Source organism: Vibrio sp. 10N.261.46.A3 (assembly GCF_041472995.1).
Lineage (GTDB): Bacteria > Pseudomonadota > Gammaproteobacteria > Enterobacterales > Vibrionaceae > Vibrio > Vibrio coralliirubri.
Genome location: NZ_JBFRRH010000133.1, coordinates 24,236 through 38,159, shown reverse-complemented (window position 1 = coordinate 38,159; position 13,924 = coordinate 24,236). Strand labels below are relative to the sequence as shown.

The 13,924-nt window shown below is 41.5% G+C and carries 9 protein-coding genes and 1 pseudogene; 5 read left to right on the top strand and 5 right to left on the bottom strand.

The genetic code is table 11. The features are described 5' to 3' along the window. A pseudogene (locus tag AB4484_RS24615) lies at positions 1 to 279 on the bottom strand (hypothetical protein); the annotation flags it as partial. A 92-nt stretch (positions 280 to 371) separates the two neighbouring features. Between AB4484_RS24615 and AB4484_RS24610 the strand changes: the two are divergent. Continuing rightward, entirely contained in the window at positions 372 to 578 is a 207-nt protein-coding gene (locus tag AB4484_RS24610; protein ID WP_017631276.1) for a helix-turn-helix domain-containing protein, read from the top strand. A gap of 395 nt (positions 579 to 973) precedes the next feature. Here the strand turns inward: AB4484_RS24610 and cas6f are convergent, their stop codons facing one another. The 4 genes from cas6f to AB4484_RS24590 form a co-directional block, all read right to left on the bottom strand. After that, positions 974 to 1,573, bottom strand: a complete 600-nt coding sequence (gene cas6f / locus AB4484_RS24605; protein WP_372080837.1) for a type I-F CRISPR-associated endoribonuclease Cas6/Csy4 — start codon at positions 1,571 to 1,573, stop codon at positions 974 to 976. A 2-nt stretch (positions 1,574 to 1,575) separates the two neighbouring features. Further along, positions 1,576 to 2,637, bottom strand: a complete 1,062-nt coding sequence (csy3, locus tag AB4484_RS24600) for a type I-F CRISPR-associated protein Csy3 (protein ID WP_372080836.1) — start codon at positions 2,635 to 2,637, stop codon at positions 1,576 to 1,578. Further along, on the bottom strand, positions 2,621 to 4,237 hold the full coding sequence (locus tag AB4484_RS24595; protein WP_372080835.1) for a type I-F CRISPR-associated protein Csy2: 1,617 nt from the start codon (positions 4,235 to 4,237) through the stop codon (positions 2,621 to 2,623). Before AB4484_RS24595 ends, csy3 begins: the two co-directional genes overlap by 17 nt. Before the next feature lie 306 nt (positions 4,238 to 4,543). Continuing rightward, positions 4,544 to 5,728, bottom strand: coding sequence for a TniQ family protein (locus AB4484_RS24590; RefSeq protein WP_372080834.1), 1,185 nt, complete (start codon positions 5,726 to 5,728; stop codon positions 4,544 to 4,546). Positions 5,729 to 5,916: 188 nt separating this feature from the next. Between AB4484_RS24590 and AB4484_RS24585 the strand changes: the two genes are divergently transcribed. The 4 genes from AB4484_RS24585 to AB4484_RS24570 all read left to right on the top strand — a co-directional run bounded on the left by AB4484_RS24585 (position 5,917) and on the right by AB4484_RS24570 (position 13,892). Further along, a complete protein-coding gene (locus AB4484_RS24585) occupies positions 5,917 to 7,401 on the top strand; it encodes a sigma 54-interacting transcriptional regulator (RefSeq protein WP_372080833.1) in 1,485 nt (494 codons plus the stop codon). A gap of 76 nt (positions 7,402 to 7,477) precedes the next feature. Then, the gene (locus AB4484_RS24580) at positions 7,478 to 10,915 is read left to right on the top strand and encodes a DEAD/DEAH box helicase family protein (protein WP_372080832.1); all 3,438 of its coding nucleotides are present in this window, start codon (positions 7,478 to 7,480) and stop codon (positions 10,913 to 10,915) included. 170 nt (positions 10,916 to 11,085) lie between these two features. Further along, entirely contained in the window at positions 11,086 to 12,681 is a 1,596-nt protein-coding gene (locus AB4484_RS24575) for an N-6 DNA methylase (protein WP_372080831.1), read from the top strand. Continuing rightward, positions 12,678 to 13,892 carry a restriction endonuclease subunit S gene (locus tag AB4484_RS24570; protein WP_372080830.1) on the top strand — a complete coding sequence of 405 codons (1,215 nt, stop codon included), beginning with the start codon at positions 12,678 to 12,680 and terminating at the stop codon, positions 13,890 to 13,892. Before AB4484_RS24575 ends, AB4484_RS24570 begins: the two co-directional genes overlap by 4 nt. Positions 13,893 to 13,924 lie beyond the last annotated feature (32 nt).

Here is a 13,924-nt window from a genome sequence, read left to right as displayed (position 1 = left end):
ACTGGCTACTGAAATCCGCGCAATGTTAAATTGCGTTGAATCAAAATTATCTGATTTTGAAAACGTTCTGTTTCGACCCTCCCCCGTTGTCTTTAATACACCTAACGAGAGAAGTCGCTCCAATGACCTCGCTACAAAAAGTCGTGCAACGCTACTGTTTTCATACTGGTCAGATTCTTTTTGAATCGAACTTCTAATCTCAATAATGCTGAACTGGTTTGAATTGCATCGATTAATTGCATCAAAGATATCTTGATTAATTTTTACTTTTGAACTCATTGTTGAATCTATTTGTGAATTTTTGCGGATTATAGTCCGTGGTAATAAATGCATCAAGAGGCGATAGTTTTTGTTTTTTAGAGTCGTTTTAAATGAAAGACTTAGCAAAGCGCTTTGGGGCCAAATTACGCGGGAAACGCAGGGACCAGAAGGTTTCTCAAGACCAACTAGCTTTGTTGGCTGATATCGATCGAAGTTATATTGGCAGGATTGAGCGTGGGGAAGTAAACATCACACTCGAAAAAGCCTATCAGTTGGCTCAAGTTCTTGAGTGTGATGTGAGAGATTTGCTGCCTTAAGGTACCAGTTCTTAAAGTATCTACTTATTCAGCAGTAAACTGTTATTGAACGCGAATGAAAGTGGTCCGTTTGTTATCAACTACTTTACAGTAGAGTTGAGGATTATAGTCCTCATTGATTTCTAAAGCAAACCACAAGGTAGTGGTTTGAGATTTGAAGCAACAGCAATTGATATTGAATTGTCTCCTACCTATTCGGCAGTTCACCGCACCCCAACACGAAGTTCGTTAAACATAATATTATCAGCTACCTATTCGGCAGTTCACTGTTACTAATTAAATAATAGTATATATTTATCAATCAATTAATAGATTTAGTGTCAATTAACCCTATTTTTATCACAGTGATAAAGTTTCTATAATTCAATGACTTAAAATTGTCGATAAAAATAGGGTCAAATTAGGGGGACGGGTTGAGATGTGTTTTCAGTATTCGCAAGACCATAGCTGCTAAATAGTGCATCTCCGTCTAAGCGAGCTTCTTTGAATATTCTTATATTGAGTCGAAAACTACCGCCACGACTTTTACTGTCTTCCTCAAGCGAGTGGTAGTGATGGAGTGCAACAACTTCATGTTGTTTGAATGAGGATAAGTCAAATTCTTCCCCTCTTGCTTCAGCGCGTTTTTTTAATCTTTTCGCTTTCCTAGCTTGTCCAGCAGGTGTTGCTTTGTCTATCGACTGGCAACGCTTAAATGAAACATACTCGCAGCCGTCAGGGACAACCTTTGTATTTGATATATCAAAATAGTGCAGCTCTTTCATTTGGGTGAAGTAGTGCTGTTTGAGTAGCAAATCGAGTTCGATTTTATTTGTGCTCACAAAAGAAATTTTATTTCCGATGGTATCGTCACTCCAAAGAGGAAATGAAACGCCAATATTTCTTGTTTCATACTCATAGTTAAAGCCATGAAGAATCCGAAGGCACTTAGCGGCTAATGATTCATTGTTACAACGCGCTGGCAGAAAAGTGATCGTTTTGTAGTACCACTTCATACTTAATCCCCCTTATGTTGGAACATTCCACCCTTGATGATGTTTGCGACCAAAAAATGCAGGTCGTTTATGGTCTCTTGATTTGGTTTATCTGAAGACGTGAGTGCTTCAATATAAGACTCTGTTTGCTTAAGGATAGAAAAGAAATCTTTTTGCGTAGAAGGGTGACGGTAGCAAGTGACATCTTCTTTATGAACCCCAAACCGACCGACACGTAGTGCCTCAGTTGCATCGGGGTACCAGTCGTCTATGGTCGCAATGGCGGCACCAGTTTTATAAATACCCAGTATTGGGCTCCGTTCATCCTCAACCGCTGTACTTTGAAAAATTCGGCTTTTTCTTCGAGTCTTAGATTTACTGGTGCTGTCACTTTCTTTTTCTGTAAATGCTTGGCTCGGAAAAATCTCTTTATTAGTCGGTAATTGCAAGGTGGCTTTCACTTCAAATATGGCCAAACCATTAGAGTGAGAAAAAGCATTTCTGGTCATTTGAGCAATAGCTTCCCAATCTTTATGGTTCTCAAAGTCATTTCTTTCTAGGTAGTTAGCCCTTATGTCTTGAAATTTGACAGCACCTCCCGCCCAGGGCCAAGGGGTTAACTCTATATCCCAGCAATAGGCTTTTTTAGTATTTTTCCACAGCCATGAGCCATTACATATATTGACTAGATATCGAGAAACCAATTCATTCCAACCAATATTTTCTTCATACGCTTTGATTAGCTGCATTAGTGTGTGTTTAACCGTAGACGAATTACACTTGTAAGGTTTGCGTAGCTCAGAAGAAAAAGAGACCGAAAAGTAGCATTCAATGTGGCTCGCACCGAAAGGAGCATGACAAAAATCGACTTGATGTGGGTTACCTTGAGCCAGTTTTTCAGCGGTTGCACTCTCTTTGGTCCGCCCCGACGGCTCATAAGCTAAGGCTGCGGTTTCCATTTGTCCTAGTACAGTACGAGAAGTGTAGGTTAAGGGGGTCTTTCGCCCATCTGGCCACACAACTAGAAAGCACACATCAGAAGGATCAATAGAACGTTCATAGGCTAGGTTAGTCGGTAGTTCCATGATAGGTACTCCTTGGCTGCACAGAAAGGTAGTTTTGATAGCGCTTGTGATGCCACAAAATAGTAGTTATGTCGGTGTTTTGATCAAAAGTGATTGGCTCAATCAGACCAATGATGCACTCAGAAAAAGCATGTTTATAACCTCGAAGAGAGTTAGGTTTGTCGGTCGGCTCTTCAAGAAAATGATACCCAACACAGCTTGGGGTTAATTTTCGGTTCTCTTTAACTTCCGATAAAATATCACTCATGTTTTCGATAGGTTCAGTATGCATCGATAGCCATTTGCCGGTTTTCTGAGGAAAGGATTGAATCGTCTTTTCTAACGTTGAAAATGACCGGATGTATTTGAAATCTGCAATGGCTATTTTAGCGGAACCTCTGGCAAACCGCCTCGGCAGAGCTCGAACAATCGCACTTTCATCAACGCTCAAGCTACGATTAAACCTAATCACCAAACTAAAGACCAAATCACACTGCCAGTCATCGTGTGTAGCGGGTGGCGATATGGTGTGGTTTGCTTTTTGTATATATTCTTTTGTTAAACCGCGTTTTTCAACGTGTAGTTGATGGACACAGATGGCAAACGAATCAATTGTGAGCGTAGGAAAAGACTCATTTAAGTTACGTTCAAACGCGTGAGTAAACCCCAAGAAAGCAGTGAGTGATGGAAGACCGACCGTGATAGGTGAACTCAACGCGCTTGCTCCACAAACTCTTATATTTGGAATCGCAAAGAATGAATCCTTTTTTTCACTGCCGCCAACGTTAGTTGAATCGGATCTATGTTCGTTGAGTTCACGCTTTATAAGCCCAAGTAGGAGTTTGGTCATACTCGGTTCGTAAGCAAAGCACTTAGCTAATTTGATGCGGGATAGATCATGGTTTAGATGTTGGACAAGAGTATTCACATCCATGGTCCTGTCCTGTATAGGCAACCAAGCCTTAACCATCTCTTGTATCTCGTTTTTGACTGTTCTGCGGTAAGCCACTCGCTTGTTTTTTGGCATTAAATATTGAGTATGCGTTTGGTACTGTGTTAACGATTGAATATGACTTGAGGTCAACCAAGATTTTCCAATGTTTATCTGATAATGATGTGTAAGGGAAAAGTTAGGGACAGTTTTCAACATCTTCAAAGCACCACCACATGTCATAGGTAATACTCCCATGTTAGTACTGCGGCTGTAACGGGTTAACGCTGTATAGCGATACTCATTTTCTAGCGCTTGATAACAGTGACTTTGCATCGATTGAGAAGCCACTGGCGAGAGTGAAATGTAAGAACTGTCGTTATCAGGCAAAGATAGTTGAGTTAAGTAATTTGGAGCGAGACTGACGTTAATCGTTGTTTGAGAAATCTGAGCCAATTGTTTAGCGATAGCCTTACGTGTTTTCTGGTAGCAGCCAAGCGTATTGAGTTTTTGCCACAACGGGTGTTCTACATCTTTAAGTAAATCCCCAAGGCATGAAATCACACAATTCCAACTAAATTCATTGGTTAATAAGGCGCTTTTGTTAACATCACTCGAATCATGGCTGTACGCCCAGTGGTGTGGTTTTAATTTAGAAGATGAGAGTAAAAATTCAGGTAACTTCCCCAAAGGAGTCGCGCGAATAACACCTTCAGAGCGTATGTCTGGAAATTTTAGGTTGTGGCTTTGTCTATACTCAACCGTTTTTAGACAGCGAGCCCACCATTTTTCATCTCGAAGTTTTTGCTTGCATTTGACTCGGTCTAGCAGGTCTTTCTGATCATCTGTCTTATCGGTTAAATTGACTAATATCGTCAGTGCATCAAGTTCTTTGCCATCAATCGCAATATGCGGTGTGAGTGGACGAAATGCGCGCTTTAGTGCTGTTTTTAAGTCGTCAGGATTTGATGCGATTAGCTTTTTCAGAGTTTGCACTTACCACCTCGATACATAGAACGAGCGGTTAAACTCATCAGTTTGAAATTCGGCTAACCAAAGGCAGAAGATATCGCCGAAATAAAATAGGTAATCGTTAACTTCTAGGGGCGTGTTTGGCTTAGTTTTGCGATTTGGCTTTAAGATGCGCTGTTCTACCATTGAGGCTAACTCATTCTTACTGCAATTGAGGAATACAGTAGTCTCTAGAGCGTTCATTCGAAGGTTAGCGATCAGACCGTTGTTATCCCATAAATGCATCTCTGTATGCCGTAGAAGCTCTCCTAGAACGATATTGTGCTGCAGGTTGCGTTCTGGTAATCGAACAGAACTAAAAAATATCCGCCCTAGGAGATCTTTTATCCGTAATTCTCTTCTTCCAACAATGGCGTGCTCTAGGTTGAATTCGATCTCATTATCGATCATAGAATGAAACGAGCTAGGCCACTTTGAGAAAAATTGGATGAACGAAACGTGATCGAATTCATTTTTGCTGATATGGACCCACCAATGAATCAAACCCCAACGATAGCTTTTGGGGACGTCAGGTAGATCTTTAGACTCATTGCCGGCGAGCCAACTTGAAACAGTGGATGTTGCTTTATGGCTATTCTCTGAACTTTTCGTACTGATAGTTTTTTTGCATTCCCCGCACATTCCACTTAAACCAGACACTCGATAGTCGTACTCAGCGCCACAGCGACAACTGTTGAGCAAAGGTGCATCATGAATATGGCAGTGATCGTAACCCTCAAAATGCCAAAGGTAGGAGGCGTAGTCATTTTGTTGTAAACACAATGGGCAGCAGGGGATGGATTTAGTTCGAAGTAAACTACGAGGAAAAACTTCAGAACCTCGTATCAGAGCACTGGTGGATGGAGAGTATTTTAAATTTGTTCTGTTTATTGCTAACCCAAGCAGCTCGGGCGGTTCATTAAACGTCAATTGAGCGAGCTTCAGGAGTGAAGCTATTCGGGCACTGGAACTGCTTTTGGCTGACGCAGGATTCATCTTGCAGATGTTAGTAGGGAAGGTCTGGAACCCTGAGAAGTCGATATCTTGAAGGTAACGTTTCGTGGCCATAAGAAAACGGTTCACATCTTCATAGCCATTTTTATTTGCAACTCGGATAAAGAAGCTCTCCAAGCTTTCGTTACTGTGTGGTTTGGGTCTTTGTAAAAGCATTAAGCTCCTCCTAATCCAAATATAGGAGTTACCAGCATGATTAACCGAGTTTTACTTCAGATTGAGACGCTATAGACAAGTTTCTATTTTGTGTAATCTGGATCTGCATTTCACTCAATTGAATATCAACTAAGAGACTATTGCTGTAAAGTATTTATCAATAAGTAAAGATAATTACGGAAGATAGAATGGCAACCTTGCTTAGTTGGCTTGGAAGAACAGACCTTGATCAGATGAAGCTAGATAAAACAGCTTCAATTGCGACCATTGCGTTAAAAGCGCCAGCAATTGATGATGTCGTGATTCTGGCTAGTACATGGGAAGATGAATGGCATGATTACAAAGAGTGGCTTGAAAAAAAACTTGCTTGTGCCGGGCGTTCCAATACTTCAGTAAAGATTCAACGTATCAGGTTGTCATCTCCAATTGATTACACTGCAATTACCAAAGTCATGCACAAGCAACTGGCTTATGTCTCTGATCAGGCTGATGGCATTTTTCTAAACCTGACCTCTGGTACGCCTGCAATGACAGTCGTTTCTGTTCTACTTGGAAAGAGTATTGCGAAATGTCAGTTAGTTCAAACTACCCCTCAAGGTCAGTTAATCGAAGTTGATGTACCTGTAGACTTTTCTGCTGAGTATCAAAAATCTTCGTCAACAGCTATTGCTCAACTTGCTTCAAAAACACCGTCTCTCAATAGTGCTTTTGATTCGATTACGGCCAAATCTACTGTCATGCAGAACGTCATCAAGAAAGCGCAACGATTGGCTTATGCTGATCTACCGGCTTTGCTACTCGGAGAAAGTGGTACCGGTAAAGAAGTGATGGCAAAAGGTATTCATAAAGCCAGTCCTCGTGCTGATAAGCCATTTAAAGCTGTTAACTGTGGTGCTTTACCTGAAAATTTGGTTGATTCCATTTTGTTTGGTCATGTAAAAGGTGCGTTTACAGGGGCACACCAAGATCATGCAGGCCTATTTGAGCAAGCAAATGGTGGAACATTATTTCTTGATGAAGTTGGTGAACTCCCTTTAGCCGTTCAAGTTAAATTACTTAGGGCATTGCAGCAGCAGGAAATTACAAAGGTGGGAGACGTTGCCACGAAAAGTGTTGATGTGAGGATTATCGCTGCGACACACCGTGACCTTTTTAAAATGGTTTCTGACGAGTCTTTTCGTGAAGATCTTTTCTATCGGTTAGCCGTTGGAGTGATTGAGTTGCCTTCGTTAAGGGCGCGTTCAGAAGAGATCCCTTTCCTGATCGAAGAGTTGATGATCGAGATAAACCAGCAGATGAAGACTCATCCTTTATTTGAGAGTAAGAATATTTCCAAGTCTGCAATAGAATTTGCAGAAGCATACAGCTGGCCGGGTAATATTCGTGAGCTATGGAACACATTAAACCGAGCCGTATTATGGTCGGAAGGTAAAGAGATCACTAAACAAGATTTGGAGGTCGCGATAATAAGTCGCGACCTAACTTCGGTGAACAATAGTGAATTTAGGGTCCCTGGTGACCTTCAGCAACATATTGATAATATAAAGAAAAGTGCAATTGAATCTGCGATGGATTATGCTGCTGGAAACAAATCTAAAGCTGCAAAATCGTTGGGTTTAAATAATCATCAAACGCTGAATAACTGGCTGAAAACGCTTAATTTGGAATCATAAAAACAACCAAGTTTGAAATTGGCGTAAACGTTGCAAAGTATCACTCATCTTAGGAGACAGAAAGGTGAAGAAGTCTATGAATTTTGAACATTTGAGAGAACAGTGGCCAGAGTTAGCTGAACTTGGTGCGTTTGCTGAAACGTATGCCGTTGTTGATCCGCAAAGTGCTCTCGTTAAGCTACGTTGTTATGTTGAAAAAATTGTTGGTTACCTATACCAAGAACTTCACCTACCTGTTGCTCCCAATGCTTCAATGCACGACAAACTCGTCAGTGGCGCTTTCACTTCGGTTGTTGATAAAACCATTGCTGATAAGTTTCACGCTGTTCGCAAGGGGGGTAACAAGGCTGCTCATGAAGGAAAAGTCTCACAACATGATTCGATTTGGTTGTTGAAAGAATCCTATTTTATCGGTTGCTGGCTTTATATGGCTTATGGAGACGGCGATATAGAAGGTTGCCCTAAATTTACAACTCCAGACAATGCACCAACTGGCGAAGAGTCTAAAGCGGAGTTCAAAAGAAAGAACAAACAGTTACAGCAGAAGCTTAACCAAAATGACGATCTTCTTAAGAAAGCGCTAAAAGAATTAGAAGAAGTAAAACAAGCGCAGTTAGAAGCTCAGAAACAAGCCGCTCAGCTGAAGCAGCAAACTGACCACGTTAAAGCCGATAAAATTCGCACTAATACCCTGTCACTAAAAAGCAGCTTTGACTTTAATGAAGCCGAAACTCGTAAGCGTCTCATTGATGCTGAATTACGCAGTGAAGGTTGGGATGTCGCTCTTGATAATGAAAGCACGGAACAGGTGTCAAAAGAGTACGAAGTCGACGGTCAACCAACCACAACAGGCAAAGGTCGCTGCGATTATGTATTGTGGGATGATAATGGCAAACCATTAGCAGTTATTGAAGCTAAGCGTACTCGAAAAGATGCCAATGCAGGGCGTGAGCAAGCGAAACTATACGCAGACGCACTAGAAGCAAGTACCGGCCAGCGCCCAGTCATTTTCTACACTAACGGTTACGAAATCTATATTTGGGATGATGCCCAGGGTTACGCACCTAGACTGATTTTTGGCTATTACTCAAAAGACAGCCTTCAGTATCTGATTCTTCAACGAGAAATAAAGAAAGATTTAAACAGCACACCCATTGATACAAAAGTTGCGGGTCGTTTATATCAAATGGAAAGCATCAGCCGTATTTGTGAGCGCTTTTCAGACAAGCATCGAAAGGCCCTTATTGTACAGGCAACCGGGACGGGTAAAACGCGAGTCTCTATTGCTTTAGCCAAGCGCTTGTTAGATGCAGGTTGGGCGAAACGTATTCTGTTCTTATGTGACCGAAAAGAGCTACGTAAACAGGCTGGTAATGCGTTTAATGAGCACACTAAAGAGCCGCTTTTCATCAAAGGTAAAAGTAAGAAAGAACTAGCTTCAAAGGCGCGTATTGTTATCGCGACCTATCCGGGCATGATCCAAAATTATGAAGAGTATGATGTTGGTCACTTTGACCTAATTGTTGCTGATGAATCGCATCGTTCGATTTACAACAAGTACGGCGAGCTATTCAAATATTTCGATGCATTACAAGTAGGTTTAACCGCGACACCTGTTGAGATGATTTCGCGCTCAACCAGTCAGTTGTTCGGCTGCGACTACAAAATGCCCACGGCGAACTACCCACTTGAGCAAGCGATTGAAGAGAAAAACTTAGTTCCATTTAAAGTCGTCACTCACACAACTCAATTCTTACGTGATGGCATTAAGGCAAGCGAACTGACGGATGAGCAGATTGCAGAACTAGAAGACCAAGGTATTGATCCAAACACTCTGGATTTCGATGCGAAGCAGGTTGATAAAGCTATATTCAATAAAGATACCAACCGAGCAATCATCCGCAACCTAATGGAAAAGGGTTTAAAAGATGTGGATGACCAACTTCCTGGTAAATCGATTATCTTTGCAAGAAACATAGCTCACGCCGAACTGCTAGCTGAGTTGTTTAGTGAAATGTACCCAGATATGGGTGGAAATTTCTGCCGAGTTATCCACTCAAAATATGAGAGAGCAGAAGAACTTATCGACAACTTCAAAAGTACTGAAGGTAACGATGATGAAGTTACCATTGCCGTCTCAGTTGATATGTTAGACACCGGTATAGATGTACCTGAATGTGTTAACTTGGTCTTTGCTAAGCCTATCAAATCAAAAGTGAAATTTTGGCAAATGGTAGGGCGTGGTACTCGTTTATGTGAAAACTTGTACGGATCAGGGTTAGATAAAAAGCACTTTCTCATCTTCGACCACTGGGGCAACTTTGAGCATTTCAAAATGAACCCAGATGAGGATGAAGGAACGCAAAGTAAATCTTTGGCGCAAAAAGTATTTGAAGCCAAATTAGTGCTTGCCGTCGAAGCGCTTAAGAAAGCGGAGATGGAAATCTTTGCCGACGTTATACCGCAGATTAAGGCAGACATTGATTCTCTAAATGATCAAACCATCGCGGTACGAGAGAAATGGAAACTAAAAGCACAGCTGAGTGAAGAAAAACGTTTAATGCAGATGGCGCCAGATACTAAAGCGTTACTCTTTGATGAAATGGCACCTCTGATGCAGTGGAAGAAGACTACTGGTGAAAGTGAAGCGCTGCGTTTAGACCTGCAATTCTTACAATTGCAACTCACCAAACTGCAGCAGCCAAGTAAAGTTGAGTTAGAGGCACCGCCGATCTTAGACAAGGTCATCAGTCTGTCGATGCATCTAAATGAAGTGCGTAGTAAAGCGGCAACGATCAAGCAGATTCAACAACCCAACTATTTGAGTGATGCCGATTATTTTGCGGTAGAAACGTGTCGCCATAATTTACGCACGGTTATCCACTTGCGTGATAAAGGCATAGCTCCTCCTGCGCCGCAAACGCCTATTATTGACCTACGTGAAGATCCAACGCTCTATGAAACAGATGAGATTAAAACCGACATTATCACTGTGGATTACGAGATCTATCGTCAAGAAGTTGAAAAGACACTTACGCCACTGTTTGAATCTAACACTGTGCTACAGAAAATACGTGGCGGGCAAGCGGTGACAGAAGCCGATTTATCAACACTGAATGCACTGGTGCATACACAAAACCCAAATGTGGATTTACATACACTCAAAGAGTTTTTCCCTGAATCAACCGCTGAATTAGACCAAATTTTACGAACGATTGTAGGGATGGATGAACAACAAATTGAACATGAATTTACCGCATTCGTTCAACAAGTTCACACTCACTTGAACGCAAAACAGCAGCGTTTTATCGGTATGCTCAAGAATCACTTATGTCGTTATGGCAGCGTTGATATTGAAGCTCTGTATGACGCACCATTTAATCAAATTGACGATGCAGGACTAGACGGCGTGTTCCCGAACCCAGCACAGGCAGATGTAGTTGAACAATTTGTGCGTCGCTTTAGCGTGCATTTGGGTAATAAACACTCAAGCGTCGAGAAAGCAGTGAATTAGCCCTTTGGTTAAAACAGTAAGCTGATTACACTACAACCATTAAAAACTAGCGGCTATTACCTTGAATGAGGGCTTTGAATTAAGGCTCTGAATATGCCGTTGGTTGCTCCCGAACTCGCTTTGCCGAAGAGTTACGCAAGCAGTCAAGCAAAAAACTAAGAGAATAAATAATGATTACATCAGGTGCACTAAAAAGCCAAATCGATAAGCTATGGGAAGAGTTCTGGACCGGTGGTATCACCAACCCTTTAACCGTCGTTGAGCAAATCACTTACTTGATGTACGCCCGTATGTTAGACATGAATGAGCGTAACGATGAGAAGCGTAGCGCTCGTACTGGTAAGCCATTCAATCGTCGTTTTCCTATGAGCGAAGATAAAGAGAAGGATAAGCAACATATCCGCTGGGAAAACTTTCGTCACTTAGGTGCGGAAAAGCTTTACCCATTGGTTAAAGACGAGGTATTTCCCTTCTTTAAAGAGCTGACCAGCGATGACACCTTGTTTGCTGAGTTTATGAAAGACGCTCAGTTAATGATTCAAAAGCAATCCTTGCTAGTTAAAGCCGTTGAATTGGTCAGTGACCTTCCGTTAGAGAATAAAGATGTAAAAGGCGATTTGTACGAGTACCTACTTTCAAAATTGACCACCGCTGGTATTAACGGTCAGTTCCGTACACCGCGCCATATCATTCGAGCCATGATCGAAATGCTCGATGTAGAAGAAACACACCGCATTTGTGACCCTGCTTGTGGTACTGGCGGCTTTCTTTCATCGACGTACGAATACTTGTTAGAGAAATATTCTTCACCAGAAGGCACCGAGAAAGAGCAAGCGTTTGACGAAGAAGGCAAGCCAGTATTAGATATTGACGGTAATCCGGTATTTAATTGTTTGTACGCAGGTGACAAGCTTGAAAACCGCGCCCATATCGATTACGACATGTTCCACGGCTTTGATTTTGACTCTACTATGCTACGTGTTGCGGCAATGAACTTGGTGATGCACGGTGTAAAACAGCCGGATATTCACTACCAAGACACATTAAGCCAAAGCTTTATTGAACGCTTCCCCGATGAGGCGAAAAATGGCTTCGATATCATCCTTGCCAACCCTCCATTTAAGGGCAGCTTAGATGAAGAGGATGTCGATCCTGCGATTCTAAAAGTCGTGAAAACCAAAAAGACCGAGTTACTGTTTGTTGCGTTGATTCAACGCATGCTTAAGATCGGTGGTCGTAGTGCGACGGTTGTACCTGATGGTATTCTATTTGGTATCTCTAAAGCGCATCAAGCACTGCGTAAGCACCTAATTGAAGATAACCAGTTAGAAGCGGTAATCTCGCTACCAAGCGGTGTGTTCAAGCCATACGCAGGTGTGTCTACCGCAATTCTCATCTTCACCAAAGGTGGCAGTACTGAAAACGTTTGGTTCTACGATGTACAGGCCGATGGAAAATCACTTGACGATAAACGTACGCCAATCAAAGAGAACGATTTACCAGACCTCGTTAAGCAGTACAAAGCGTATCAAGCCGCTATAATGACAGGTGAATCTATTGAGCAGTGGTCAGACAAAACGAAAAAAGCTTTCTTGATAGCGAAAGAGGACATCAAAGCGAACAAATACGATCTGTCGATTAAAAAATATAAAGAAGTGGTTTATCAACAAGACAGCTACGAAGAACCAAAGGTGGTTTTAGGCAAACTTAAAGCGCTAGAGAATGAGATTCTTACTGATTTAAACGAGTTGGAGTCGATGCTATGAGTTGGCCCGTGGTAAGGCTTAAGGATATAGCTGAGCTTATAAATGGTGATAGGTCTAAAAACTATCCTAGCGGAAGCGATATTGTAGATAGTGGTGTTCTATTCCTTAATTCAAAAAATATTGTTAATAACAAGCTGGACTTGCGTTTTAAGAACTTTATAACACAAGAAAAATTTGAATCATTGAGTCGCGGAAAGTTAGAAAGGAATGACCTTGTTATTACTTTACGAGGTACTCTTGGTAGTTGTTGTATCTTTAGTTCAAAATACGCAACAGGATTCATTAACGCTCAAATGATGATTATTCGACCTAATAATAAAGTTGATGCTGATTATCTGTATTATTTTATAACTTCACCAGATACTAAAAATAGATTTGAGAGGTTAAATACTGGCTCCGCAGTGCCACAACTTACGGGAAAGCAGGTCGGCGAACTAGAGATCCCACTGCCTCCACTAGAAGAACAAAAACGCATTGCTGCCATTTTGGGCAAGGCCGATGCGATTCGCCAGAAACGCAAGCAAGCCATTGAACTTGCCGATGAGTTCTTACGCTGTGTGTTTTTGGATATGTTTGGTGACCCGGTAGTTAACCCGAGGGATTGGGAACAAGTAACCTTATCTACTTTGTCAGAGAAAATTCTAAATGGCACAACCCCTAAAGGGGGGAGTGATGTATATGTTGAAAAGGGCATTGCATTTTTAAGAAGTCAAAACGTGTGGAAAAAGCGCATTGATCTAGATGACATCGTTTGTCTTGATGATGAAACACATGCAAAAATGTCCAAAAGTAGTTTGAAACACAAGGATATATTGATTACTAAAACTGGTCGTATCAATACTGAAAACAGTAGTTTGGGACGAGCTGCTATTTACTATGGACCAGATGACGAGGCTAATATAAATGGGCATGTGTATTTAGTTAGGCTTAAACCAGATAATGTACATGAGTTTATTGAATTTATACTTACTACGAAAGAGTATCGAGACCATATAAGATCCATATGTGTTGGTGGAATAGATAAGCGACAACTAAACAAGAACCATATTGAAGACTTCCCGATAATCTGTCCGCCTAGCAATGAACAACAGCGGTTTGTCAAAATACTTCATCAAAGTCAAAAAGTATTGGATAACTATAAAGAGCAGTTAGGGGGGGCTCAAAACAACTTTTCTGCTCTCTCTCAAAAAGCTTTCTCAGACCAACTATAAATTTCAGAGGTATCTTCGGATGCCTCTTTTTT

Excerpts from the sequence above, each read along its gene's own strand:
- AB4484_RS24610 (WP_017631276.1), top strand. The coding sequence starts at position 372 with ATGAAAGACTTAGCAAAGCGCTTTGGGGCCAAATTACGCGGGAAACGC.
- cas6f (WP_372080837.1), bottom strand. The coding sequence starts at position 1,573 with ATGAAGTGGTACTACAAAACGATCACTTTTCTGCCAGCGCGTTGTAAC.
- csy3 (WP_372080836.1), bottom strand. The coding sequence starts at position 2,637 with ATGGAACTACCGACTAACCTAGCCTATGAACGTTCTATTGATCCTTCT.
- AB4484_RS24590 (WP_372080834.1), bottom strand. The coding sequence starts at position 5,728 with ATGCTTTTACAAAGACCCAAACCACACAGTAACGAAAGCTTGGAGAGC.
- AB4484_RS24585 (WP_372080833.1), top strand. The coding sequence starts at position 5,917 with ATGGCAACCTTGCTTAGTTGGCTTGGAAGAACAGACCTTGATCAGATG.
- AB4484_RS24580 (WP_372080832.1), top strand. The coding sequence starts at position 7,478 with ATGAATTTTGAACATTTGAGAGAACAGTGGCCAGAGTTAGCTGAACTT.
- AB4484_RS24575 (WP_372080831.1), top strand. The coding sequence starts at position 11,086 with ATGATTACATCAGGTGCACTAAAAAGCCAAATCGATAAGCTATGGGAA.
- AB4484_RS24570 (WP_372080830.1), top strand. The coding sequence starts at position 12,678 with ATGAGTTGGCCCGTGGTAAGGCTTAAGGATATAGCTGAGCTTATAAAT.